This window comes from Nocardia neocaledoniensis, from assembly GCF_029868625.1.
GTDB lineage: Bacteria > Actinomycetota > Actinomycetes > Mycobacteriales > Mycobacteriaceae > Nocardia > Nocardia neocaledoniensis_A.
Genome location: NZ_JARWOJ010000248.1, coordinates 1 through 25,508, shown reverse-complemented (window position 1 = coordinate 25,508; position 25,508 = coordinate 1). Strand labels below are relative to the sequence as shown.

20 protein-coding genes and 3 pseudogenes are annotated in these 25,508 nt (G+C 70.5%); 12 read left to right on the top strand and 11 right to left on the bottom strand.

Translation table 11 applies throughout. The annotated features are described in order from the left end of the window. Positions 1-5: 5 nt before the first annotated feature. Genes QH270_RS19310 through QH270_RS19300 form a run of 3 tightly spaced genes read left to right on the top strand, consistent with a single transcriptional unit; the run spans position 6 to position 3,368 of the window. Positions 6-779, top strand: a complete 774-nt coding sequence (locus tag QH270_RS19310) for an ATP-binding cassette domain-containing protein (protein ID WP_280344338.1) — start codon at positions 6-8, stop codon at positions 777-779. Then, positions 776-2,191 carry a sugar ABC transporter permease gene (locus QH270_RS19305; RefSeq protein ID WP_280344336.1) on the top strand — a complete coding sequence of 472 codons (1,416 nt, stop codon included), beginning with the start codon at positions 776-778 and terminating at the stop codon, positions 2,189-2,191. The genes QH270_RS19310 and QH270_RS19305 overlap by 4 nt, the downstream gene beginning before the upstream one ends. A gap of 25 nt (positions 2,192-2,216) precedes the next feature. Continuing rightward, positions 2,217-3,368: an ROK family transcriptional regulator gene (locus QH270_RS19300; protein ID WP_280344332.1), complete on the top strand. Its 1,152-nt coding sequence runs from the start codon at positions 2,217-2,219 to the stop codon at positions 3,366-3,368. Between the two features lies 1 nt (position 3,369). Here QH270_RS19300 and QH270_RS19295 read toward each other — a convergent pair whose 3' ends face one another. Beyond that, complete coding sequence (locus tag QH270_RS19295) at positions 3,370-3,924, bottom strand: hypothetical protein (protein ID WP_280344331.1); 555 nt, start codon at positions 3,922-3,924, stop codon at positions 3,370-3,372. 251 nt (positions 3,925-4,175) lie between these two features. On the opposite strand from QH270_RS19295, the gene QH270_RS19290 reads away from it, so the two are divergent. Both QH270_RS19290 and recR read left to right on the top strand, forming a co-directional pair. Beyond that, entirely contained in the window at positions 4,176-4,493 is a 318-nt protein-coding gene (locus QH270_RS19290) for a YbaB/EbfC family nucleoid-associated protein (RefSeq protein ID WP_432420382.1), read from the top strand. Continuing rightward, positions 4,493-5,101 (top strand): recombination mediator RecR, encoded by a 609-nt coding sequence (gene recR / locus QH270_RS19285; RefSeq protein ID WP_019044526.1) that lies wholly within the window; start codon positions 4,493-4,495, stop codon positions 5,099-5,101. The genes QH270_RS19290 and recR overlap by 1 nt, the downstream gene beginning before the upstream one ends. On the opposite strand, the gene QH270_RS19280 is transcribed toward recR, so the two are convergent. Next, on the bottom strand, positions 5,098-5,739 hold the full coding sequence (locus QH270_RS19280; RefSeq protein WP_280344324.1) for a hypothetical protein: 642 nt from the start codon (positions 5,737-5,739) through the stop codon (positions 5,098-5,100). The genes recR and QH270_RS19280 overlap by 4 nt on opposite strands. A 107-nt stretch (positions 5,740-5,846) precedes the next feature. Here QH270_RS19280 and QH270_RS34545 point away from each other — a divergent pair. The 6 genes and pseudogenes from QH270_RS34545 to QH270_RS19255 form a co-directional block, all read left to right on the top strand. After that, a pseudogene (locus QH270_RS34545) lies at positions 5,847-7,118 on the top strand (transglutaminase family protein); the annotation flags it as partial. 663 nt (positions 7,119-7,781) lie between these two features. Next, positions 7,782-9,839, top strand: a pseudogene (locus tag QH270_RS34540) (transglutaminase family protein); the annotation flags it as partial. A gap of 45 nt (positions 9,840-9,884) precedes the next feature. Beyond that, complete coding sequence (locus QH270_RS19270; RefSeq protein WP_280344321.1) at positions 9,885-12,935, top strand: circularly permuted type 2 ATP-grasp protein; 3,051 nt, start codon at positions 9,885-9,887, stop codon at positions 12,933-12,935. Further along, positions 12,932-13,822, top strand: coding sequence for a transglutaminase family protein (locus QH270_RS19265; RefSeq protein WP_280344318.1), 891 nt, complete (start codon positions 12,932-12,934; stop codon positions 13,820-13,822). Before QH270_RS19270 ends, QH270_RS19265 begins: the two co-directional genes overlap by 4 nt. 4 nt (positions 13,823-13,826) lie before the next feature. Further along, positions 13,827-14,876, top strand: a complete 1,050-nt coding sequence (locus QH270_RS19260) for a zinc-binding metallopeptidase family protein (RefSeq protein WP_280344315.1) — start codon at positions 13,827-13,829, stop codon at positions 14,874-14,876. 108 nt (positions 14,877-14,984) lie between these two features. Next, the gene (locus QH270_RS19255) at positions 14,985-15,869 is read left to right on the top strand and encodes a bile acid:sodium symporter family protein (protein ID WP_280344312.1); all 885 of its coding nucleotides are present in this window, start codon (positions 14,985-14,987) and stop codon (positions 15,867-15,869) included. Between the two features lie 2 nt (positions 15,870-15,871). Here QH270_RS19255 and QH270_RS19250 read toward each other — a convergent pair whose 3' ends face one another. The 9 genes from QH270_RS19250 to QH270_RS19210 all read right to left on the bottom strand — a co-directional run bounded on the left by QH270_RS19250 (position 15,872) and on the right by QH270_RS19210 (position 24,424). After that, complete coding sequence (locus QH270_RS19250; protein ID WP_280344309.1) at positions 15,872-16,633, bottom strand: ABC transporter ATP-binding protein; 762 nt, start codon at positions 16,631-16,633, stop codon at positions 15,872-15,874. Beyond that, positions 16,630-17,685, bottom strand: coding sequence for a taurine ABC transporter substrate-binding protein (locus QH270_RS19245; protein WP_280344306.1), 1,056 nt, complete (start codon positions 17,683-17,685; stop codon positions 16,630-16,632). Before QH270_RS19245 ends, QH270_RS19250 begins: the two co-directional genes overlap by 4 nt. Then, the gene (locus tag QH270_RS19240) at positions 17,682-18,458 is read right to left on the bottom strand and encodes an ABC transporter permease (RefSeq protein ID WP_280344390.1); all 777 of its coding nucleotides are present in this window, start codon (positions 18,456-18,458) and stop codon (positions 17,682-17,684) included. The genes QH270_RS19245 and QH270_RS19240 overlap by 4 nt, the downstream gene beginning before the upstream one ends. A gap of 232 nt (positions 18,459-18,690) precedes the next feature. Beyond that, entirely contained in the window at positions 18,691-19,050 is a 360-nt protein-coding gene (locus QH270_RS19235; protein ID WP_280344304.1) for a hypothetical protein, read from the bottom strand. Beyond that, complete coding sequence (locus QH270_RS19230; protein WP_280344302.1) at positions 19,047-19,514, bottom strand: hypothetical protein; 468 nt, start codon at positions 19,512-19,514, stop codon at positions 19,047-19,049. The genes QH270_RS19235 and QH270_RS19230 overlap by 4 nt, the downstream gene beginning before the upstream one ends. 34 nt (positions 19,515-19,548) lie before the next feature. Then, positions 19,549-20,253 (bottom strand): type 1 glutamine amidotransferase, encoded by a 705-nt coding sequence (locus QH270_RS19225; protein WP_280344300.1) that lies wholly within the window; start codon positions 20,251-20,253, stop codon positions 19,549-19,551. Next, a complete protein-coding gene (locus tag QH270_RS19220) occupies positions 20,250-21,485 on the bottom strand; it encodes a MurT ligase domain-containing protein (protein WP_280344299.1) in 1,236 nt (411 codons plus the stop codon). Before QH270_RS19220 ends, QH270_RS19225 begins: the two co-directional genes overlap by 4 nt. A gap of 67 nt (positions 21,486-21,552) precedes the next feature. Next, on the bottom strand, positions 21,553-23,304 hold the full coding sequence (locus QH270_RS19215; protein WP_280344297.1) for a hydroxysqualene dehydroxylase: 1,752 nt from the start codon (positions 23,302-23,304) through the stop codon (positions 21,553-21,555). Between the two features lie 190 nt (positions 23,305-23,494). Next, the gene (locus tag QH270_RS19210) at positions 23,495-24,424 is read right to left on the bottom strand and encodes an EamA family transporter (RefSeq protein ID WP_280344295.1); all 930 of its coding nucleotides are present in this window, start codon (positions 24,422-24,424) and stop codon (positions 23,495-23,497) included. 72 nt (positions 24,425-24,496) lie between these two features. On the opposite strand from QH270_RS19210, the pseudogene QH270_RS19205 reads away from it, so the two are divergent. Continuing rightward, positions 24,497-25,345, top strand: a pseudogene (locus tag QH270_RS19205) (LysR family transcriptional regulator); the annotation flags it as partial. Positions 25,346-25,508 lie beyond the last annotated feature (163 nt).

Sequence of the window (25,508 nt, the reverse complement as noted above, 5' to 3'; positions counted from 1 at the left end):
AGGACATGAGCGAGCCGCTACTCCGGATCACCGGGCTGAACAAGAGCTTCGGCGCGGTCCACGTGCTGCACGATGTCGACCTCACCGTGCCCGCCGGTGAGGTCACCGCGCTGGTCGGCGACAACGGCGCTGGCAAGAGCACACTGGTGAAATGTATTGCCGGGATCCATGGTTCGGACTCCGGTGAGGTGCGCTTCCGTGGCGAGCCGGTGCATCTGCGCGGACCCAAGGACGCCGCCGAACTCGGCATCGAGGTGGTCTACCAGGATCTGGCGCTGGCCGACAACCTCGACATCGTCGGCAACATGTTCCTCGGCCGGGAACGCGGCAAGCCGTGGTTGCTGGACGAGGCGAGCATGGAGGAGGCGGCGCGGCGCACCCTGGCCTCGCTCGGGGTGCGGACCGTGAAGTCGGTGCGCACCCCCGTCTCGGCACTGTCCGGTGGCCAGCGACAGACCGTCGCGATCGCCAAAGCGGTGCTGTGGAACAGCAATCTGGTGCTGCTCGACGAGCCGACCGCGGCACTGGGCGTCGCCCAGACCAGGCAGGTGCTCGACCTGGTGCGGCGTCTGGCCGAGCAGGGGCTCGGCGTCGTGCTGATCAGCCACAACCTGGCCGACGTGTTCGAGGCCGCGGATCGGATCGCGGTGCTGTACCTGGGCCGGATGGCCGCCCAGGTGCGCACCGCCGACGTCACGCACGGACAGGTGGTCGAGTTGATCACGGCGGGCCGCTCGGGTGAGCTCGGGTTGGCGCGGCCGGAGGCGGTGGTCCTGTGAGCGAGCTGGTGGAGAAGCAGGAAACGGCCGTCACCGACTTCGGGATCGACACCACCACCCGGTCGACCAGGGAGGCACTCGGCGACTATGTGGCGCGGCTGCGCGCCGGCGAGATCGGTTCGCTGCCCGCGTTGTTGGGCCTGGTCGCGCTGATCGTGTTCTTCTCGGTGCTGTCGGACGTGTTCTTCTCGCTGAACAACATCGCCAATCTGCTCGCGCAGGGCGCCGGGCAGACGATCATCGCGATCGGCATCGTCTACGTGCTGCTGATCGGGGAGATCGATCTGTCGGCGGGTACCGCGTCGGGTGTGGCCGGCGCGGTGCTGGCCATGCACTACGTCGAAGACGGAAACCTCATGGCGGGCATGGGGTCAACGGTCTTCTTCGTCTTCAACGCGCTGCTCGTGCTCGGCGCGGTGCTGGCGGCGCTGCTGCGGATCTGGCCCGGTGTGGCCATGTCGCTGCTCGGCGTGGCGATCACCGTCATCGGGTTCCCGGCGAATCCGTGGGTGGAGATGCTGCTGGCCGTGTGTGTCGGCGCGGCCATCGGCTGCATCACCGGCTTCCTCATCGCCAAGATCGGGATGCCATCGTTCGTGGTGACGCTGGCGCTGTTCCTGGCCTGGCAGGGCGTGATCCTGCAGCTCATCGGCGAGGGCGGCGTGCTCGGCATCAGTTCATCGCCCGTGCTCGACAAGGTCGCCAACGGCAACCTGTCGACGGTGGGCAGCTGGGCGCTGTTCGTGGTGGCGGCAGGCGGCTACGCGGCGGTCACGCTGGGCGGGCACTTCCTGCGGCGGCGGCGCGGGTTGGTCACCGGGCCGACGCCGCTGGTGCTCGCGAAGGTGGGGGCGCTCACCGTCTTCGCGGCGGTGGTGACGGCCGCGCTCACCGTGAACCGCTCGCCCAACGATCTCGTCGAGATCTCCGGGGTGCCGTACGTGGTGCCGATCGTGCTGGCGTTGCTGGTGGTCGGTACCTATGTGCTCAACCGGACCACTTACGGCCGCCACATCTACGCGGTCGGCGGCAACGCGGAAGCGGCACGGCGGGCGGGCATCAATGTGACCCAGTTGCGGGCGAGCGTGTTCGTCATCTGCTCGGCGTGCGCCGCGGTCGGCGCGATCGTCTACTCGTCGAAGGTCGGGTCGGTCGATCCACAGGCGGGCGGGCTCAACACCCTGCTGTTCGCGGTGGGCGCGGCCGTGATCGGCGGCACCTCGCTCTTCGGCGGACGCGGCCGGGTGGCCGACGCCGTGATCGGCGGCGCGGTGCTGGCGGTGGTCTCGAACGGCCTCGGCCTGCTGGAACAGCCCGCGGCGGTGGTCTCCATCGTCACCGGACTCGTGCTGTTGCTGGCGGCCTCGGTCGACGCGCTGTCCCGGCGGCGCGCGGCGGTGGTGCAACGATGAGCGCCACAGTGGTATTCAAGAGGCCATGACCGTCGCCCGACCGGACGAGGTGCGCCGCTTCAACCGGTCGAGCCTCCTGCGCCTGCTGCACATCGGCGGCCCCGCCACCCGCGCGGCGCTGGCCACCGAACTCGGGCTCAACCGCTCCACCATCAAGATGCTCGTCGACGCGCTCGCCGAGAGCGGACTGGTGGAGGAGCGGGTGCCGCGGCTGGCGCGCGGGGCCGGTCGCCCCTCGCTGCTTGTCCTGCCGCAGCCACAGGCTGCGGTGGTGCTGGCGGTGGACGTGCAGGTCGAGCACGCGGGCATCGCGCTGGTCGGCTTCGGCGGGCAGATCCTGGGCCGCAACAGCTGGAATCTGCATGGGCGGCAACGGCAACCGGCCGAAGTGATCACCCACATCGCCGAGTCGGCCACGCTGCTCGCCGCGGATCTCGGGCTGCGCCCGGTGGCGGCCGGAGTGTCGGTACCCGGTGTCGTGCGCCGCGCGGACGGCCTGGTGCACGACGCCGCGAACCTCGACTGGACCGACGTGGCGCTCGGCTCGCGGCTGACCGGCGTGCTCGGCATCCCGGTCGTGGTCGGCAACGACGCCGAACTCGGCGCCCTCGCCGAATACGCGCGCGGCGCTGGACGCGGGGCGGGCGACACCGTCTTCGTCTCCGCCGACGTGGGCGTCGGCGGCGGCCTCATCTCCCAGGGCACGCTGCTGCGCGGCGCCGCCGGGTACCTCGGTGAGATCGGGCACATGACGGTGCGACCCGACGGCAGGCCCTGTCACTGCGGCAATACCGGCTGCTGGGAGACCGAGGTCGGCGAGGCCGCGCTGTGCCGCGCGCTCGGCCGGTCCGAGCACGGCCCGCGCGGCGCCATCGTCGCGGAGCTGCGTGCCCTGCCCGGCGACGGCGGGCCCGCGCTCGCCGATTATCTGGAGTGGCTGACGCTCGGCCTGGTCAATGTCGTCAATATCCTCGGCCCGGAACTGCTGGTCCTCGGTGACCTGTTCACCGCGCTGCCCGACGCCGCCGTCGCCGGAGTCGCCGAGGAGGTCCGCCGGCGCAGCATGGTGAGCCGGGCGATCGGCGGCGTGCGGATCGAGAAGTCACGCCTCGGTGCGGATTCCAAACTGCTCGGCGCCGCCGAGGCCGCCTTCGACGACGTCCTCGCGCTGCTCTGACTCAGGCCGGGGCAAGCACGAACGCCGCGAGCAGCGGCCACCCGTCCGCGCGCCACCACGAATAGCCGAACCAGACGCCCGGCGCGATCTCACGGATCTCGTCGTAGACCTGCGGCGTCGGCGACGGTGCGTAGTTCAGTGCCCAGGCGGGCCCGCCGTCGAGGATCGAGGGCGCGCGGTAGACGTCGGCCGGGAACGCCTCGATTCCGGCGCCGGTGACGCGGTTGGTCAGGCTGCCTCCGTCGGGGCCGGTGCGGAACACCTTGCCGATCCACAGGGCCGAGGCCGTCGGCGCGAACTGCGGCGGGCGGGTCACCCAGCCGTTGGTGACTCCGGACGGCACCGCGCCCGCCTGCGCGTCGCGGTAGATCTGATCCTGCTGGGTGACGCTGCAGCGAAACCGCAGCGAATCCAGTGTCGCTGCCGAATTGCCCGGATCGACCACGCAGCCGCCCCCGTAGTCGGCGACCGGTTCGGCCGATGCCGTCGGGGCGAGAACCGCCAGGGCCGTCGCGGCGACGGAGGCAGCGACGAGCGAAGTGCGGTGAGCCTTCATCTGTTCTCCCTACGGTTGCTGTACCCGGTTCCGACCCCGTCCGATCCTAAGCGGGGCAGCCACTGCCCGATCCGGTCCGGCGAGTCAGCAATCAAGCTGTTACCAGGCGGATCACGGATAACGGCCTCGTCGGTACGCGCCGCCGCCGCCCCGGGTGTGGGAGTATCCCGGCGGCGCGTGAGGACTACGCTTGACGCGGACGAAACTTCTGAGAGGACGTGCTGGTGCAACCCGATGGCGGTCAGTTCGATATGCAGGCCCTGCTGGCCCAGGCTCAGCAGATGCAGCAAGCGGTGATGCAGGCGCAGGCCGAGCTCGCCGAGTCCGAAGTGCAAGGTCAGGCCGGTGGTGGTCTGGTCCAGGCCACCATCAAGGTGAGCGGCGAGGTGCAGTCGCTGACCATCGATCCGAAGGTCGTCGACCCGTCCGATGTCGACGGGCTGCAGGACCTGGTGATCGGCGCGATCAACGACGCCATGGCCAACGCGCAGAAGCTGGCCGCCGAGCGGCTGGGCCCGCTCTCGCAGGGCCTCGGCGGCGGCTCGATGCCCGGTCTGCCTGATTTCTGATGTATGAGGGGCCGGTTCAGGATCTGATCGACGAGCTGGGCAAGCTGCCCGGCGTCGGTCCGAAGAGCGCGCAGCGCATCGCCTTCCACCTGCTGCAGGTGGAGCCGCCGGAGATCGACCGGTTGCAGGCGGCCCTGCAGAAGGTGCGCGACGGCGTGCAGTTCTGTGTCTCGTGCGGCACCGTCGCCGACGGCGAACTGTGCCGGATCTGTGCCGACCCGCGCCGCGATCGCACCATGATCTGTGTGGTCGAGGAACCCAAGGACGTGCAGGCGATCGAGCGCACCCGCGAGTTCCGTGGTCGCTACCACGTGCTCGGCGGTGCGCTCGATCCGCTCAGTGGCGTCGGTCCCGATCAGCTGCGGATCAGGGAATTGCTGACCCGCATCGGCAACCAGGACGACGGCGTCGACGTGAGCGAGGTGATCATCGCGACCGACCCGAACACCGAGGGCGAGGCGACGGCCACCTACCTGGTGCGCATGCTGCGCGATTTCCCCGGGCTCACCGTCACCCGGCTGGCGTCCGGCCTGCCGATGGGCGGTGACCTGGAGTTCGCCGACGAGCTGACGCTGGGTCGCGCGCTGTCGGGGCGCCGCGCGCTCTAGAGCTTCACCCGGTCCCAGGCGAGTTCGGCCCCCGCGTCGGGCTGCTCGGTGGCCCAGTCCCAGATCACCCTGGCGACCTGGGCCGGGTCGTCGCTGCTGGTGCCGAAGTGCTGCTTGGGTGAACCGTCGCGGTACTCGAGGATGTAGCCGCCGTCGGGATCGCGGTAGGTCTGGATGTAGCGCTGCTCGCCGCGTTCGACGATCAGGTACGGATTGGGGTCGGCCAGGCCTGCGACCCAACGATGCGCCAATTCCTCGGTGAGATAGGGGAACTCACCCGCGCCGCCGTGGGTGACGCGGATCGGGATGTGACCCTGGGGATCGATCAGCCAGCTCAGCTGCGGATCGTAGATGGCGTAGCCGCGCGGGGTGGCGAGGTCGAAGAGCAGGTTGCGGACGAAACCGACGGCGTCGTACGGCGACGGGACGTAGAGCGTGGTCCCGGTCGCGCCGCCGACCGATTCCACGCTGAGAAACGTGTCGTCCACCGGCAGTTCGCCGTTGCGGCCATTCAGCACCGCCGCGATCTGCGCGATCTCCGCGGACTCCGGCTGACCTTCCTGACTGGCCAGGTACGCGTCCACCTCGTCGACGGAGGTGGCGACGCCGGACGGCAAGAGGATGTGGTCATAGCTCACCGGTCCAGCCTACGGTGTGTTGCCTGCGGGTTTCGACATGATGCCCGTCGGGAAACGCCCGATTCATCGGCACGCCCGGGGCGGGTGGCCTGTGGTCAACTTGACCCATGGGCATCAAGGTGTCGCTCGAACACCGGACCGCGTACTCCTTCGATCGTCTCGTCGAGGTGCATCCGCACGAGGTGCGGCTGCGGCCTGCCCCGCACTCGCGGACCCCGATCGAGGCCTACTCGCTCCAGGTCACCCCGGCCGCGCACTTCGTGAACTGGCAGCAGGACGCGTTCGGCAATTTCGTTGCGCGCCTCGTCTTTCCGGAGCCGACCGATGAGTTGTCCATCACCGTCGGGTTGATCGCCGATCTCGAGGTGGTCAACCCGTTCGACTTCTTCGTCGAGGATTACGCCGAGCACTTCCCGTTCGCCTACCCCGAGGCGCTGGCCACCGACCTGGAGCCGTATCTGCGACCGGTCGACGAGGGCGAACCGGGTTCGGGGCCAGGGGAGTTGCTGCGCGACTGGGTGCGGGTGCACGGGCCGCACGGGCGCATCCGCGTCATCGACTACCTGGTCGAACTCAACTACGCGCTGCGGAGCACGGTGGACTACACGGTGCGGATGGAGCCGGGGGTGCAGACGCCCGATCACACGCTGCGGACCCGGCTGGGGTCCTGCCGTGATTCGGCCTGGCTGCTCGTCGGCATCCTGCGCGAACTCGGGTTGGCCGCGCGGTTCGTCTCCGGTTACCTGGTGCAGCTCACCTCGGACACGCCGTCGCTGGACGGGCCGTCCGGGCCGAGCGCCGACTTCACCGACCTGCACGCGTGGACCGAGGTCTATATCCCCGGCGCGGGCTGGATCGGCATGGACCCCACCTCGGGACTGTTCGCCGGGGAGGGACACATCCCGCTCGCCGCGACCCCGCATCCCGGCGCGGCCGCCCCCATCACCGGCGCCACCGGGATCACCGAGGCGACCCTCGAATTCAGCAATGTGGTGCGCCGGGTGCACGAGGACCCGCGAGTCACCCTGCCCTACACCGATTCCCAATGGGACCGGATCACCGCCTCCGGCGCCGCCATCGACAAGCGGATGGCCGCCGCCGACGTCGGCCTCACCATGGGCGGCGAACCCACCTTCGTCTCCATCGACGACCAGATGAGCGCCCAGTGGACCACCGCCGCCGACGGCCCCCACAAACGCGAACGCGCCGTCGACCTCGCCGACCGACTCCGCGCCATCTACGCCCCCACCGGCCTCGTCCAATACCGCCAGGGCAAGTGGTACCCCGGAGAACCCCTGCCGCGCTGGGAGATCGCCATCGCCTGGCGCGCCGACGGCGAACCCGTCTGGACCAGGCAAGACCTGCTCACCAACCCGTGGACGCCGGTGGGCCGTCCCCACCTGCCGGAGACCGGCCCCGCCGACTCGCCGCCCTCGGGCGGCATGCTCGATGAGCCCGCCGTCGAGCCGACCACCGACACCCCTGCCTCCAGCGGTGAACACGGCACACCACACGTCGCTCCGTCCGCTGACGTTCAGCTCACCGAGGCGCAGCCCGCCACGTCGCAGGCTGCCGAGGTCGTGGCTCTACCAGGCGAGACCGGCACCCAGCCGGTCGGACCATTCGGCTCCCCGCCGCCTGCCCCGCACGCTGACGAAGCGGCGGTGGAACCCGCCGTGGCGGCGGACGGCCCGGTCGGCGACCCCGGCGAGATCGCCGTGCCGCTCGGCGTCGCCCGACCGGAGCAGGACTTCGGTCCAGGCGAGGTCACTGCGTCAGCCGAAGCGGGTCGGCCCGGGCAAGTGGCTGGTTCCGGCGGGGTCGTCGTCTCAGCCGAAGCCGGCCACCCGGAGCCGGTCGTGGAGCCCGCTGCGAAGTCGACGTGGTTCGGCGGCCTGACGGCGAGGATGCTTGCCATGGTGGGCCTGGGTGGAAAGGCCGCCGCCGCTGCGGCGGCGGTGCAGCCCGCGCGGGCACAGCCGCAGAATTCGGCGGCGGTGGCGCCCGACCGGGTGCCCGCGGCCGACACGGACGCGGCGCGTGCGCTGATCGCGCGGGTCGCGGAATCGTTGGGACTGCCCGACGGGCAGGTGCGGCCCGCCTTCGAGGATCCGCTGGCACGGCTGGCGGCGACAGTGACGGCGCCCCACGGGGAACCGCCGGCATACGATCTCGACCCGGCCGATGACTCGCCACAGGCCCGCCGGACACTGCTGGACCGGCTCGAAGAACCCGTCACCGAGCCGGCCGCCTACGTGCTGCCGATTCACCGCCGTGCCGACGGCGCGGGCTGGGCCAGCGCGGATTGGCAGCTGCGGCGCGGACGCGATGGCGAGGGGCCGGGCCGGATCGTGCTCGCCGACGGGGATTCGCCTGCGGGCCTGCGGCTTCCGCTGAACTCTGTGTCGTGGCACTCCCCACCACCCGTTCCGGACGCCGATCCGCTGTTCCAGGGACCGCTGCGGCTGCCGCGCGAGGAACCGTCGGCGGTGCTCGAATCGGCGGACTTCACGCCCACGACCGCGTTGGTCGCCGAGGTGCGGGCCGGCCGCTTGCACGTGTTCTTGCCGCCGGTTGCCGAGCTCGACGACTTCCTCGACCTCGTCGCCAGGGTCGAGGCCGCTGCGGTCGCGCTGGATCAGCCGGTGGTCCTCGAGGGTTACGCGCCGCCGAACGACCCACGGCTGCGGACCTTCTCGGTGACTCCTGACCCGGGCGTGATCGAGGTCAACATCATGCCGACCAGCTCGTTCGCCGAGCAGTCCGAAGTGCTGGGCACCCTCTACGAGCAGGCGAGGCTGGCCCGCCTGAGCACCGAATCCTTCGACGTGGACGGCACGCACGGCGGCACCGGCGGCGGCAACCACATCACGCTCGGCGGGGTGACCCCCGCACGCTCACCGCTGCTGCGGCGCCCCGACCTGCTGGTCTCGATGCTCACCTACTGGCAGCGGCACCCGGCGCTGTCGTACCTGTTCGCCGGACGTTTCGTCGGCCCGACCTCCCAGGCGCCGCGCGCCGACGAGGGCCGCGAGGGCGCGCTCTACGAACTCGAGATCGCCTTCGCCGAGATCGCCAGACTCACCGCCGAATCGAGCGTGGACGGCACCCCGGCCGAGATCCAGTCGGCGCCTTGGCATATCGATCGTGCCCTGCGGCATCTGCTCACCGACCTCACCGGCAACACCCACCGCGCGGAATTCTGCATCGACAAGCTCTACAGCCCCGATTCCGCGCGCGGCCGGCTCGGGCTGCTCGAACTGCGCGGCTTCGAGATGCCGCCACACTTCCAGATGGCCATGGTGCAGTCGCTGCTGGTCCGCGGGCTGGTCGCGATGTTCTGGGACCGGCCCTACCGCGCGCCGCTGCTGCGCCACGGCGCCAACCTGCACGGCCGCTACCTGCTGCCGCACTTCCTGATGCGCGACATCGCCGAGGTCGCCGCGGACCTGCGCGCGCACGGCATCGACTTCGACACCAGCTGGCTGGATCCGTTCACCGAGTTCCGGTTCCCGCGCATCGGCACCGCCGTGATCGGCGAGGTGGAGGTGGAACTGCGCGGCGCGATCGAACCCTGGCTGACCCTCGGCGAGCAGACCACCGGGCAGGGCACGGCCCGCTATGTCGATTCCTCGGTGGAACGGCTCCAGGTGCGGGTGGTCGGTGCCGACCGCGACCGCTACGTGCTGACCTGCAACGGCATGCCCGTGCCGCTGCTGGCCACCGACAAGGCCGACGTACAGGTCGCCGGAGTGCGGTATCGGGCCTGGCAGCCGCCGAATTCGCTGCATCCCTCGATCACCGTCGACGCGCCGCTGGTGTTCGACCTGATCGACCCGGCCACCGGACTGTCCCGCGGCGGCTGCACCTATCACGTCGTGCACCCGGGCGGCCGTGCCTTCGACGACGCCCCGGTCAACGCGGTCGCCGCGCAGTCGCGACGCAATCGCCGCTTCGAGGCCGCCGGGCATACGGTGAATCCGCTCGACCCGGCCGAACTCCGTGCGAAGATCGCGGCACAGTCGACCGATGTCGGCGCACCGGGCATCCTGGATCTACGTCGCGCGCGCACGGTGTGGGGCGTGGGCGACAGCCGGTAGCACATGTCAACCGCCCGACCACTCGCCGCGTAGGAGCAAGCAACGGTGCCTGACCGACGGGACACAGTGGGCCGTGAGACCGGCGGCGGGCACGCCGCCGCGGCCGCCGCCGAGCAGTTCGCGCGGTACCGGTCCGAGAGCAAGGCGGGCGCGCGGTTCGACGAGTGCGGCAGGCCCACCCAGGGCTATTACGACGAACTGGTCGACGGCCGCGGCCGGGTGCGGTCGATGTGGTCGGAGCTGTCGGCCGACTTCGTCGACCAGGGTGTCGGCGGACTCGGCAGGATCGACCTGCGGGTGCGCAGGCAGATCGAGGACGACGGCGTCACCTATACCGAGGTCGGCGCGGACGACACCGTGACCGCCGCGCCGTGGCGGCTGGACCCGATCCCGCTGCTGGTCTCCGCCGACGACTGGACCCGCCTGGAAACCGGCCTGGTGCAGCGCTCGCTCGTGCTCGACGAGGTGCTCACCGACGTGTACGGGCCGCGCAGACTGCTGAGTTCGGGCCTGCTGCCACCGGAGATCGTGTTCGGCAACACCGGGTATGTCCGTGCGGCGCACGGCATCACGATCCCCGGCACCCATCAGTTGTTCCTGCACGCCTGCGACATCAGCCGCTGGGGGGACGGGCAGTTCCGGGTGCTCGCCGACTGGGCGCAGGCGCCCTCGGGGGCGGGGTACGCGCTGGCCGACCGCCGCGTCGTCGCCTCGGCCATTCCCGAGGCGTTCGAGCACGCCGGACCGCGGCCGCTCACCCCGTTCGCCCGCGCGATGCGGTTGATGCTGGCGGAGGCGGCGCCCGAACTGGCCGACGGCGAGGAGCCGGTGGTCGTGGTGCTGAGCCCGGGCTCGTACTCCGAAACCGCCTTCGATCAGGCCTATCTCGCGCAGGTGCTCGGCTTCCCACTCGTCGAGAGCGCCGACCTGGTGGTCCGCGACGGCGCCCTGTGGATGCGCTCGCTCGGCAGCCTGGAGCGGGTCGATGTGGTGCTGCGCCGCGTCGACGCCGAGTTCTCCGATCCGCTGGATCTGCGCCCCGATTCGCGCCTCGGCGTGGTGGGGCTGGTCGAGGTGTTGCGGCGCGGTGCGGTGACGGTGGTCAACACCCTCGGCAGCGGACTGCTGGAATCGCCCGCGCTGAGCGCGTTCCTGCCGCGCGTCGCCCGCTCGGTACTCGGGACCGATCTGCTGCTCGACGGCACCCCCGCGTACTGGGGCGGCGACGACAGCGAGCGTTCCCACCTCGTCGCGCACCTCGGTGACCTGGTGATCCGGTCGGCCGTCGACGGGTCGACCATCTTCGGGCCGAGCCTGTCGGCCGCCGAACGTGCCGATCTCGCGGCCCGGATCGAGGCCGAGCGGTGGAAGTGGGTCGGCCAGGAGCCTGCCGAGTTCTCGGTGGCGCCGGCGATCGAGGACGGCTCGGGTTTGGCGCCGGCGCCGGTCGGTATGCGGCTGTTCTCGATGGCCCGCCGCGGTGGGTACACGGCCATGTCGGGCGGGCTCGGTCAGCAGCGGATGCGGCTGGAACCGACCCGCAGCGTGATCAAGGTGGCCGCCAAGGATGTCTGGGTGCGTGCCGCTCCCGCCACCGCGCCCGCCGTCGGCAGTGAAGCGCCGCACGAGGATCGGTTGCGCCGGGCGATGCCGGTGGTCGAGGCGATCAGTTCCCCGCGCGTCCTCAACGACCTGTTCTGGATGGGCCGCTACAGCGAGCGCGCCGAGTCGGTCGTCCGCCTCCTCGCCGCCACCCACGACGTCTACCAGGACTACCGCTACCGCCCCTGGTTGGACGGCGCCGAAGCCCTGCCCATCCTGATGCGCGCCCTCTCGGTGACCACGGGCACCAACGCCCCGAACTCGGTCCTGCCCGACCCGACCGGACAGCTCAGTTGCGTCGAGCCGGCCGAAGCCACCCAGGCTGCGCGGCCGCCGGACGACGCGGTGCTCAGCATGGACGAGACGCCCGGCGCCAACTCCGCTAACGGTGGCGTGGCAGCCAACAGTGGCGTGGTTACTGGCGGCGTAGCTGACGACGATGGCGCGGCGGCTGATGGCAGCGCGGCGGCCGATGGTGACGCGACGGGTGACGGTGACGCGGCGGCCGACGAGGGCGGATCGTGGGAGCGGGGGACCAGTGCGCTCGCGCGTGCGCTGCGCACGACCGGGACGACCGCCGAGCGCGGCACGGAATCGGCCGGGAGCGAGGAGCCGGTCGCTGGTAGGCCGCGGGGGAAGGCGCGTGCGCGGACCAAGCGCGCGCAGGCGCGACATCAGGCGGTGGCGGGAGCATCGGCGGAAGGGTTTCACTACCTGGCCTCGCTCACCGGGGACCGGTATCTGCCCGGCTCGCTCTCGTACGCGGTGGATCACTACGGATCGGCGGCCAGGGCGGTGCGTGATCAGGTCTCCGGTGACACCTGGATGATCATCGGCGCGGTCGACCGCGCGCTGGCCGAATTCCGCGGCGCCAGTAGCGAACAGGAGAACGCGATGTCGGCGGTGCACTCGCTGACGCTGGCCGCGCTGCTGTCGCTGTCGGGGATCGGCGCGGAATCGCTGGTGCGCGACACCGGCTGGTTCGTCATGGACATCGGCAAGCGGATCGAGCGCGGACTCGCCGTCACCTCGCTCGTCAATGCCGCGCTGGCGCGGGTGAATCCGCCCGAGGTGGAGCGAGTGGTGGCCGAGGCCGTCCTCACCGCCACGGAATCGGCGGTGATCTACCGGCGTCGGCACCGTGGGTCGGCCCATGTCGGCGCCCTGGCCGCGCTGCTGCTGTTCGACGCGGGCAATCCGCGTTCGCTGGTGTATCAGCTCGACCGCCTCGAGGCCGACTTCCAGGCGCTGCCAGGCGGTTCCGGCGCCTCGCGGTCCCAACGGCTGCTCGCCGACGCGCAGCGCATGCTGCGCCGCGTCGACCCGGACGACCTCGCGCACAGCGACGCCGACGGCGTCCGCACCGAACTGGTGGAACTGCTGGAAGGGGTGCACTTGCGGCTGCGCAAGCTGTCGGAGTCGTTCGAGGCGACGAAACTCGCTGTGCCGGTCAGCATCCAGCCGCTGTGGGGCAATACCAGGATGGTCGGATGAGCAGGCGCTACCTGGTGACCCACCGCACCACCTACAGCTATTCCGACGAGGTCACCAGTTCCTATGGCCGCGCCTACCTGACGCCGCGCGAGTTCGCGGGCCAGCGGCTGCTCGAACACGACATCCACATCGACCCGGTGCCATCGGACCGTTCCGTCGGCACCGACGTCTACGGCAATACGACGACGTACTTCCACGTCACCGCGGAGCATCGGACCCTCGAGGTCACCGGTGAATCGCTGGTCGAGGTCGAGGGTCTGTCGACGGTCGACCGGGCCGATATGCCCTGGGAGACAGCGCGTCCGACCTCCGCCACCGGTCCGCTCGCCGTCGAGTTCACCCTCGATCTGCTGCCGCCGGAGATCACCGAGGAGGTCACCGCGTACGCGGCGGAGAGTCTCACGCCGGGTCGGCCGCTGCTCGCGGCGGTGACCGAGCTGAACACCCGCATCCACCGCGACTTCCGCTACCGCTCCGGCTCGACGACGGTGAGCACCAGCGTCGCCGACGTGTTCGCCGCCCGCGAGGGCGTCTGCCAGGACTTCGCCCGCGTCGGCGCCGCGTGCCTGCGCTCGCACGGCCTGGCCGCCCGCTACGTCTCCGGCTATCTCGCCACCGACCCGCCGCCCGGCAAGGAACGCATGGTCGGTGTCGACGCCACCCATGCCTGGGCCGCGGTCTGGCTGCCCGGCACCGACGCAGGCGACCGCACCGGCGGCTGGATCGCCTTCGATCCGACGAACGATCAGTTCGCCGACGAGCGCTACGTCACCGTGGCGTGGGGCCGCGACTACCAGGATGTGCCGCCCCTGCGTGGCATCATCTATACCGACGCCAAACAGTCCACGATCACGGTCTCGGTCGATGTAGCCCCGGTGGAGGTGTAGTCCCTTGCGTGATTTCGTCTGCCCGAACTGCGGCCAGCAGCTGGCCTTCGAGAATTCGGTGTGCCTGTCGTGTTCGAGCCCGCTCGGGTTCAGCCTGCGGGAACGGGCGCTGGTGGTGATCGGCGATCCGCCCGGCGACGCGGCGATCGACCACGCGGGCGGTGTCGTCGACGGCGACCGGTTCCGCCTGTGCGACAACCTGCACGTGGCGCAATGCAATTGGCTGGTCCACGCCGACGGCGCGAACGACGGGCCGACGCTGTGCGAATCCTGCGCGCTCACCCGCACCAGGCCCAACGACAACGACGCCGCCGGCCTGGCCGCCTTCGCCGAGGCCGAGGCGGCCAAGCGCCGGTTGATCTTCGAACTGGCCGAACTCGACCTGCCGATCGTCGGCCGCGACGCCGATCCCGCGCACGGCCTGGCCTTCGACCTGCTGTCGAGCCGCAATGACGGGGTGCTCACCGGCCACCTCGACGGCGTCGTCACCCTCGATCTGGCCGAGGCCGACGACCCGCACCGCGAGCAACTGCGGATCGAGATGGCCGAGCCGTACCGGACCCTGCTCGGTCATTTCCGGCACGAGATCGGCCACTACTACTTCACCGTTCTGGTCACCGGCGACGAAGAGCTGCAACGGTTCCGCGACCTGTTCGGCGATCCGTACGCCGACTACCAGGCCGCGCTGGACACCCACTACGCCAACGGCGCTCCGCCCGGCTGGGAGGACGACTATGTCTCCTCCTACGCCACCATGCACGCGGCCGAGGACTGGGCCGAGACCTTCGCTCACTATCTGCATATCCGCGACACCCTCGATACCGCCGCCGCCTTCGGCTTCGCGCCCGCGGGTGCCACCCTGGATCGCCCGCAGGTGGGCCGCGCCGGTTTCGACAAGATCATCGAACTGTGGCTGCCGCTGGCCTGGTCGCTGAACATGGTCAACCGCTCGATGGGCCACGACGACCTGTACCCCTTCGTCCTCCCGGAACGGGTGCTGGAGAAGATGCGCTTCGTGCACGAACTCTGTGAGCGGAGTTCGGTAGCCGCCTAGGATTTTCGCCGTTCAACTGCGATGTGGGTCACATCTGGCTACCCTCTTGTTGAGACGATCGCGTCTCAAACCGGGTCCCACGCCCGGACTGCTCGATGAGGATGGCTTATGAACTCACCCCTGGTATCCGTCGGCCTGCCCCTGGCCTTGGTCGTCATCATGTTCGGCCTCGGGCTCTCGCTCACCCCTGCCGACTTCACCCGGATCGCGAAGAGCCCGCGGATCGTCGCCATCGCCCTGCTCTGCCAGCTCATCGCACTCCCGGCCGTGGCCTTCGGGCTGGTGCTGCTGTTCGATCTGCCCGCCGTCCTCGCGGTGGGCGTGATGTTGCTCGCCGCGTCGCCCGGCGGGACGACGGCGAACCTGTTCAGCCATCTGTTCCGCGGTGACGTCGCGCTGAATGTGTCGCTGACCGCGGTCAATTCGATCATCGCGGTCGTCACCCTGCCGCTGGTCACCAATTTCGCGATCGGCTACTTCGAGCCGGCCGACGGCGGCGGGACGGTGGGCCTGCAGTTCGGCAAGGTCGTGCAGGTGTTCGCGATCGTGCTCGTCCCGGTCGCCGTCGGCATGCTGGTGCGGCGCTGGTCGGCCGCGTTCGCCGACCGGATGGACCGCCCGGTCCGCATCGGCTCCGCGCTCACCCTGCTGCTGGTGATCGTCGGCACGATCATCGCCGAATCCGAGACGCTCACCGACTCGCTGGGCCAGGTCGGCGCGATCACCGTACTGTTCTGCCTGATCAGCCTCACCCTCGGCTACCTCGTCCCGCGCCTGCTCGGCGTGCCGGACCGCCAGGCCATCGCCTGCTCGATGGAGGTCGGCATCCACAACAGCACGATCGCCATCACCATCGCCATCAGCGTGCTCGACAGCACCGAGCTGGCCGTGCCCGCCGCCGTCTACGGCGTGCTGATGTTCCCGATCGCGGCCGTGTTCGGCTACCTGATCACCCGGGGCCGGTCGCGGGCGGTGGTCGCCGCCACCGAGTGAGTTCAGGCGGCGTAGATGTGGCGCGCCAATTCGTCACGCAGCGCCGCGAATTCGGGGTGCGCGCGGATCGTCTCGAAATCGTCGCCCGCGGTCTTGAACGTGGGCGCGGCGTCGTGGACGATCCGGCCGGGCGCCATCACCAGGATTCTGGTGCCGAGCAGCACCGCCTCCTCGATGCCGTGCGTGACGAACAGGACCGTCTTGTCGCCACCGCGCCACAGCGCGCGCAGTTCACGCTGGAGCCGCTCCCTGGTGAGGGCGTCGAGCGCGCCGAACGGTTCGTCCATGAGCACGATGCCCGGATCGTTCACCAGCACCCGGGCGATCTGCGCGCGCTGCTGCTGCCCGCCGGAGAGCTCGTAGGGTCGGCGATCAGCGAGCTGGTCCAGTCCGACCAGCGCGAGCAACCGCCGTGCCTCGGCTCGACGCGTCTCCCTGTCCACCCCACGGACTTTCGGGCCGAACTCCACATTGCCGCGCACCGACAGCCACGGGTAGAGGTTCGCCTGCTGGAACACCACGCCGCGATCCGGATCGGGACCGTCGACAACGCGGTCACCCACCCGCACCTCGCCCGTGGACGGTGTGAGGAACCCGGCCAGGATGTTCAGCAGCGTCGACTTGCCGCAGCCGGAAGGGCCGACGACGCAGACGAATTCGCCCGGCTCGATGGTGAGATCTGTCGGCGCGAGCACCTCGACATCGCCCGCCGGCCCGGGGTAGCTCTTGCTCACCCCGGTCAGCGTCACCCGCTCGGCGCTCACCCCGCCGCGCCCGTCACGGCCGCGACCGCGATGCCGTCGCGGTACTGCTGCTCGCTGCCGACCGCGGCGATACCGCCCTGGCTCAGCAGGAATCCCGCGGTTCCGGCGAGGTCTGCGGCGAATCCACCACCCAGGTAGCGCGGGCCCGCCTGCTCGGCGGCGGTCAGATATCGGTAGCCCGCCAGCTGCGGTGTGACCTTGTCCGGCGCGATGCCGAGCTGGGCGCCGATCGAGACGGCCGCCGCCTCCTTGTCGGTGTTGATCTGCTCGACCGCGTAGCTCTGCAGCTTCGCCCAGGTGACGGCGAAGGCGGCGTTGTCGGCGAGGAACTTCTTGTCGGCGATGGCCACGTCGAAGGTCGGCGCGCCCGCGGCGGCGGTCTCGGCACTGCTGGTGATCACCGTGCCGCCCGCGGCCGTGAGCTCGGACAGGGTGGGATCCCACACCCAGGCCGCGTCGATCTGGTCGCCCTGCCAGGCGCCGGGGATCGCCGCCGGCTGCAGGTTGATCAACTCCACCTGGCCGGTGAGGCCGGCCCGGTCCAGGGCCGCGAGCAGGCTGTAGTGCGAGGTGCTGCCGAAGGGCGTGGCGATGCGCTTGCCCCTGAGCCCCGCCAGGTCCGACTTCTGTTTGGCGACCAGCGATTCCGAGGCGCCGATCACGTCGTGGATCCACACCACCTGCACCGGCAGATTCAGTGGGGCGGACAGCGCCTTGGTCGCCGGACTGGAGCCGAGTGTGCCGATATCCAGGCTGCCCGCGCCGAAGGCCTGCACCACGTCGGCGCCGGAGGCGAACTGACTCCAGGTGATCTTCGCGTTGGGCAGGCAGGCCTGCAGCAGGTTTCGGTCCTTCACCAGGAGGTCACCGTTGGGAATGGCCTGGAACCCGAGCCGAACCGTGCTGGTGACGCTCGGATCCGCGGCGAACGGGCAGCTGGCCCCGGCCTGGCCGGTGTCCGCGCGGCCGGATTCCACACAGCCCGCGGTGACCGCGAGGACAGCGGAGAGCGTGGCCGCGGTCGCCACGATCTTGCGCACGGTGGTTGTCATGCTTTGCCTTTCCAAGGGACGACTCTGGTGCCGATGAACGCGATCACCGCGTCCAGCAGCAGCGCCGCCACGCCGATCACGATGATGCAGGCGATGGTGAGCGGCGTATTCAATTGCGTGCCCGCGATATACGCGAGCCCACCGATGCCGGGGATGCCGTTGTTGAGTTCGGCCGCGACGACCGTCGTCCAGGCGAACGCGGTCGCGATGCGGATGCCGCTGAGGACATTCGGCAGCGTCGCAGGCAGCACGACGAGCGAAACCACTTGGGCGCGACCGGCTCCCAGTGAGCGGGCGGCGTTGAGGTAGTCCTGCTTCACGCCGAGCACCCCGTCGAGGGTCGCGATCGCGATCGGCGGGAACGCGGCCAGGAACAGCAGCCAGATCTTGGAGGTGTCACCGATGCCGAACCAGACGATCAGCAGGCCGATGTAGCCGAGCGGGGGCAGCGCGCGCAGGAAGTTGAGCACGGGCTCGGCCACCCAGCGCACCGGCGCCACCATCCCCATCACGAACCCCACCAGCGGGCCGAGCAGAATCGCCGCCCCCACCCCGACCGCGATCCGCTGCAGGCTCGCGAGCAGATGCTCCCAGAGGTAGTAGCCCTGTTCCCCGATGACGAACCGGTCCACCCCGTCGGCGATCCGGTGCCGCGTATTGGCCCGCACGAACGCGTCCCACACGGCGCCCGGCGACGGCAGATACAGCGCATCCACCACCCCGACCGCCGACACCACCGTCCAGCCGACGAGCACGATGCCGATGGCGACCACCGAAGCAAGCGCTCGCCGACCCCGTCGCGGCCCGCCCCTCCGCACGACCTTCGCCCCGAGACCCCGCGCTCCCGCCGTCTCGATCAGCACTCCGGTCACGCCCGCACTCCTCAGCCTCGGTGCCCCGGCCGATGCGCCCGACACGACGAGACCCGACGCTATCGGCGCAGGTAGCGACTCCGGGAGGGTAAAAGTCGCCGTGAGCGGAAGTCGGCTGGTTCGCCGACCAGTGCTAGTCGGTTTCCTTCGGGTGTCCTGGCATACAGCGTTCGAGGAGGACGCGTCCCGCTGTGCGGCTGCCCTTGGGCGCGTGGTCGACGAAGTACCAGAGCCTGCCGCCGTCGGAGAACTTGTACTGGAACCGCTCGAACGTTCGCCCCTGGTACTGGCCGTAGCGCAGGTCCGCCTTGAGCGGATAGAGCCGGGAGGACACCGCTTCCGGGTCGCGGGTGAGCTGATCCCAAGCGTCGACCATCGCGTTGCGCGCCGCCGCGAGACAGTCGGTCCAGCCTTTCTGCGCCTGGCTGGTGGCGAAGACGATCTCGAACTCCGCCCGCTTCAGTGGTCTGGGTACATCCGAACGGCGGCTCACTCCGCTTCCCCTGGAGCAGCTGCTGCTTCAGGGGTTTCGAGGTAGTGCAGATCCGAACCGTCGACGGAGATCGCCGGGTCGGCGTACGCGCGCGCCGTTTCCTTCCACGATTCGAGGGTGGTACTCAGGCGGTCGACCCGACCGACCGACAGCCCGCCTCGCGCGATGGCGAGGAACTCGCCGACGAACTCGATCCGCGCGGATTCGGGGAGTAGCTCGAGCCACGGGAAGACGACCGCGAGGCGGGACACCATGCGTTCGAGCACCTCGTCGTTCATCGCGACGGTGAGCAACTGCATCAGCACACCGAGGGCGTCGGAAGCCGCCGCCTCGGCGTCCGCGCTCGACAGCCGGACCGGCGGCGCGGACCGGCGGACGAGGATCACGTCGCCGTTGGCTTCCATCTCCTCGATGATCCGGTTGGGGTCCCGCAGAAATTCGGACCAGGTGGCTGTCGCGCTCATGCCTCCAGTATGTCAGAACTAGTTCAGATGTCGATCAGGCGCGGAGGCGTTCGCGGCGGAGACGGTCGACGACCGGGAGGTCGAGGGGGGCGAGGTCGGTGGCGGGGATGCCGAGGGCGCGGGCGATGAGGAGGTCGGCGAGTTCGGGGTTGCGGGCCAGGGCGGGGCCGTGCAGGTAGGTACCGATGACCGAGCCCTGGACGACGCCCTCGGTGCCGTCGCCGACACCGTTGCCGACACCGCGGGTCACCTTGGCCAGCGGGGCGGCGTCGGCGCCGAGCAGGGTGCCGCCGCGATGGTTCTCGAAGCCGGTCAGCGGGGCTTTCAGGCCCTCCATGACGGGCGTGGTGGTGACCTCGCCGATGGCGCGGGTGGCCTGGGGGGAGGTGGTGACGTCGAAAAGACCGACGCCGTCGACCTTTTCGCCCGAGGAGGTCTCGTACCAGTTGCCGAGCACCTGGATGGCCGCGCAGATCGCGAGGACCGGCGCGCCCTTGGCGGCCGCCTGCTGCAGGCCGGGGTACTTCTGCAGGTGGCGGGTGGCCAGGCGCTGCGCGGAGTCCTCGGCGCCGCCGAGGGTGTAGATGTCGAAGGAATCCGGGACCGGATCGGCGAGGGTGATGTCGACGATCTCGGCGTCGTAGCCGCGCATCCGCAGCCGCTGCCGCAGGACCAGCGCGTTGCCACCGTCGCCGTAGGTGCCCATCACGTCGGGCAGGACGAGGCCGATGCGGATCATGAACGGGCCTCCAGGTCACGGTTGAGATCGCGGAACGCGGTGTAGTTGGCCAGCACCTCGACGTGCCCGGCCGGGCAGGACTCGATCGCGCGCAGCGGATCGGGCACCAGGGTGTGCTCCACCCCGGCGTAGGTCAGGCGGACCGCGAGGTCGGTGGCGCGCTCACCGGCGGCCACCACCTGCACGCCCTCGAAGTGCTCGAATCGCACGTCCCACAGCCAGGACAGGTCCTCGCCGTCGGGCACCTGCCCGTTCACCGCGATCACCAGGCCGGCCGAGGTCGGCTCGATCATCGACAACGCTTCCTGCCAGCCCGCCGGGTTCTTCGCCAGCAGCAGCCGGGCGTCGTGCGCGCCGACGGTGACGGTGCGGTACCGGCCCGCGATCTCGCGCACGGTCCCGGTGGCATCGGTGGCCTTGACCGGCTCGGCGCCCATGGCCACCGCCGCCGCCACGGCCTGCGCCGCGTTGCCGCGGTTCGCGCGGCCGGGCAGCGCCAGGTGCAGGGGTGCGCGGAAACCGTCTGGGCCGCACAGGTCTTCGCCCTCGAGCCACCAATCAGGCTGCGGGCGGTGGAAATCGGCGCCGGTGGAGCGCCAGTTCTCGCCCTCCCAGACGATCGGCTCGCCGCTGCGCGGGCAGCTGGTGGCGTCGACGGCCCAGCCGCTGCCCGCCGCCACCCAGATCACCTTGGGGTGGTCGTAGGCGATGGAGGCCACCAGCACGTCGTCGCAGTTGGCGACGACCACGGTGTCGGGGTGCCTGGCCAGTCCCGCGCGCAGCTTGCGCTCGATCATGTTGATCTCGCCGACCCGGTCGAGCTGATCGCGGCTCAGGTTCAGCAGCACCACGGCCGCCGGGCCGAGCGCGTCGCTGACGTGCGGCAGATGCAGCTCGTCGACCTCGATCGCGGCCAGCGGCACGCCCTGGTGCACGCTCAGCGCGGCGACGATGCCGGCGTCCATGTTGGCGCCGTCGGCCTGGGTGGCGACCTGGCCCAGGGTGCCCAGCGCCGCGGTGGTCATCCTGGTGGTCGTCGACTTGCCGTTGGTGCCGGTGATCAGCACCGTCCGTCTGCCGCGCCCGAGCTGCGTCATGATCGTCGGATCGATCTTCAACGCGATCAGGCCGCCGATCATCGAACCCTTGCCGCGGCCCGCCTTCTGCGAAGCCCACGACGCTGCCGCCGCCGCTCGCAAAGCCAGGCGCCCACGCACCGAGATGTCTGCCACGCCGCGAGTCTATGTGCGTGTTGTTACGGGCCGGGTAGGGGAGCGGTGTGAGGTACGTCGACGCAGGTCAGACCGGCTCGTCGAACATGTTCGGCAGGCCGGCGGCGTAACGGTCGGCGTCGACGCGGCGCAGCGGCTCCAGCTCGGGTGTGCGGCGCAGCCGGAAGGTGCGGCAGCGCTCGGCACCGGACCCGGCGACGTCGAGCAGCGCGTTCACCGCCGCGCGCGCCGATTCGTTGGCGCCCTCCATGGTGGCCAGGTCGACATCGGTGCGCACGTAATCACCGGCGAGGAACAGGTTTTCGATCGAGCCGTGCGGTTCAGGGCGCGCGTCCCAGGAGCCCGCGGTGTTGATCAGCAGCGGGTCGGCGTTGGCGTTGCGGTCGCCCTGCCAGGTGATGCCGGGGTCGAGGAACCACGAATGCACGTCGGCGGGGCGCAGCAGTTGTTCCCGGTCGTTGAGGTGGGCGCTGAGCTGGGCCCATACCTCGCGGAAGATCTCCTCGTGCGTGCACGCCTCGGCGGGCTTGCCGAACAGCACGCCGGGGGTGTGCCAGTCGGAGATGTCGATCGAGAGGCAATCGGTCGCTGTGCCGTCACCGAAGGACGACAGTCCGCGCGTCCACAGCTGGTTCTGGCTGATCGAGGTGAGCGACCACGGCGAGTCGACGTAGGCGGTGTGCCCGCGCGAGATGTTCAGTGGCGTACGGAAATAGATCTGGATGCCGTTCATCCAGTCGACGAAGAGCCGCTCGGTGGCAGCCAGTTCCGGCGCCAGCTCGAGTACCCGCGGCGTCCATAGTTTCCTGGCCTGCTCCACCGGGAGGGCGAGCACGAAATAGTCGGCCTCGACGGTGCCCGCTCCGGCGATCCTGGCCGCGCCGATCCGCTTGTCCCGCACCACGAGTTCCTCGACGCGGGCGCCGAGTTCGAAGCGCACGCCGAGCTCGCGCAGGTGCGCCACCCAGGGGTCGATCCAGGCGATATTCGTGGCGTTGTTCAGCACCCGGTCCAGGCCGCCGTCGTTGCCGAGGCCCAGTGGGTTGCCGAGGAACTGCTCACCCATGCTGCCGATGGTGCGCGTGCTGGCCAGATTCTCCTTGGCCGCGACCATGATGCTGGTGAGCGAGCGCGACACGATCGCGCGGAACTCGTGCGAGCGCTCGTGCCCGTGCACGAAATCCTGCCAGGAGGTGTGCTCCCACTGCCCGAACCGGCGGGCATCGCAGCTGCTGTTGAACACCAGCAGCCGGTTGGCGAAGTAGGCGGCCTCGGGCGGCGGCATCTTCGAGGCCGTGGCGATGGTCCCGGCGAGGGTCTCCCTGATCGCGTCGGGATGGAAGCTCGCTCCGGCGAAGCTGCCCGGCAGGGCCAGGGAGATGTCGTCACCGTCGCGGCGGGAGAACCTGGCCTCCGGCACGCTGAGCAGGTTGTTCCAGACGCCGTCGGGATTGCCCGCGACGGGGATGCGGCGCATGGTGTCGGGCAGGTTCTGATAGAAGCCGGGGAAGAACCGGAACCCGTGCTCGCCGGGCAGGTCGGGTCGGCCGTCGCGGCCGGTGCCTGGCACGGCGACGCTGCGGGCCTTGCCGCCGAGCGCCCTCGCCTCGTAGACCGTCACGTCGAACCCGCGTTCGGCCAGCTCATGGGCTGCGGTCAGGCCGGCGACACCGCCGCCGAGGACGGCGACCCGGCGTCCGGGGGGTGCGCCCAGCGCGATTCCGGACGCGCCCGCGACGGCCCCCGCCGATACCACCCCCGCCGCGACCGTGCCGCGGAGAAAAGTTCTCCGCGAGACGGGCAACCGCTGTTCCGCCATACGCTGTTCAGCTGCCTTGCTCGTGTTTTGCCTGCTGTTTGCTCACACTCTAGAGCGCGGCGAAGACCTGGCTGTGACGACCTGTCGCGTCGTTCACCCGCGCCCGAAACCGACCGGTCGCGCGGATAACGGCTCGCGCGATCGGTCACATGCTAGCCACAGCCCCGGCGGCCATAGGCGGAATCGGACGTCAGACCTGGACGAGCTCCGGTTCAGGTGTCGGCTTCGGCGCGCGCCCGATCGGCCGGGTGGTCGTCGCGGCGAAGGCGCCGGCGATCACGATCGCGCCGCCGATCAGCGCCGCCACGGACGGCTCCTCGTCGAACACGACCCACGCGGCGGCGATGCCGACCACCGGCACGAGCAGGGACAACGGCGCGACGGTGCCGGCCGGGTAGCGGCTCATCAGGTATGTCCACAGGCCGGAGCCGCACACCGTGGCGAGAATCGCGATGTAGGCGAGCGCGGCCAGCGCGGGCAGCCCGTCGACCGAGGAGACCGCGGCGCCGAGCGCGCGGAATCCGGTGTCAGGCCCCTCGACAGCCATCGACAGCGCCAGCAGCGGTAGCACCGGCACCACCGACATCCACAGGGTGAGGTGCAGCGGATCGAAGCCGGGTGAATCGGCGCCGGCCTGGCGCGCGCCGATATTGCCGAACGCCCAGCCCAGCCCGCCCGCCAGCGTCAGCAGCACCGGCAGCAGCGTCGCGTTCGCCAGCCGGTCGGCACCGATGACGACCATGCCGAGCACGGCCACCGCGAGCCCGGCGACCTGCAGCGGTCGCAGCCGTTCCCGTAGCAGCACCGCGCCGAGCACCACCGTGAACGGCGCCGAGGATTGCAGCACCAGCGAGGCGAGTCCGGTCGGCATGCCCACCCGCATGGCGGTGAACAGGAACGCGAACTGCAGGATGCCGAAGCCGGTGCCGTAGAGCAGGAGCCAGCGCGTGCGCACGGCGGGGCGCGGAATGAAGACCAGCACCGGAACGGCGATGACGGCGAACCGGAGCGCGGCGAAGAAGAAGGGCGGGAAGTGGTCGAGGCCGATGCGAATGGCGAGGAAGTTCAGGCCCCAGAGCACGACGACGGTCAGTCCGAGCAGGCGGTCACGGGAGGTCACGCCCTTATCGTGCGGGCGGCTAAAGGTTCAGGACAATCTAATAAAAGTGGATTGATGAAGTAGTTTTGCTTCATGTTCTCGATCGAGCGGCTGCGGATTCTGCGGGAGCTGGCCGACCGCAGCACCGTCGCCGCCGTGGCCGAAGCACTGTCGATGACCCCCTCCGCGGTATCGCAGCAATTGAAGGTGCTCGCCAGGGAAGCGGGCGTCGCGTTGCTCGAACCGGACGGACGTCGGGTGCGGCTCACCGACGCCGGTCACGCGCTGGTGCTGCGCGCCGACGACGTGCTCGCCGCGATGGAACGGGCCACCGCCGAGATGGCGCACTACCGTGGGTCGGCGCGCGGGCAGGTGCGGGTGGGGCTGTTCCCGTCCGGCGCGGCGCTGCTGCTGCCGCCCGTGCTCACCGCGCTCGCCGACAGCGGGGTGGAGATCGTCGCCGGTGACGAGGATCTGCCGCCGTCGACCGCGGGGACACTGCTGGCCGACTACGACATCGTGCTGACCCACCGCGACGAGCGCGCGCCATCGCCCGCCGGGCCACGGCTCTCGGCGCGGGTGCTGATGCGCGAGCCGATCGACGTCGTCGTCGCGCCGACGCATCCGCTGGCGGGCAGGCCGTCGGTGCGGCCGGAGGAACTCGCCGAGGAGACCTGGGTGAGCGTGCGCGGCGGGTTCCCGGTGGACGACGTGCTGAACTCGATCGCCACCGTCACCGGGGTACGTCCCCGGATCGCGCAGCGGCTCAACGACTTCCGCGTGATCGAGACGGTCGTCGCCTCCGGCTACGGCGTCGCGCTGATGCCGAGGTACGCCGTGGCCCACCCCGAACTGTCGGTGCTGCGGCTGGCCGGGGTGGGCGCGGCGCGGGGGTTAGAGATACTCACCCCGCCGCCGGCGCCCCCGCGCCCGGCGATAGCCCCGGGCCGCGCGGGGGTGGAGGGCGCGGCGCCGGGGGGGGGGGGGGGGGGGGGCGCGGGGCCGAGGCCGGCGGGCGCGCCGCGGGCGGGGGGCGGGGCGCGGCGGGGCGGCCGCGGGGCGGGGGGCGGGGCCCCGCCGCGGGCCCCGCCCGCCGGCCCCGGCG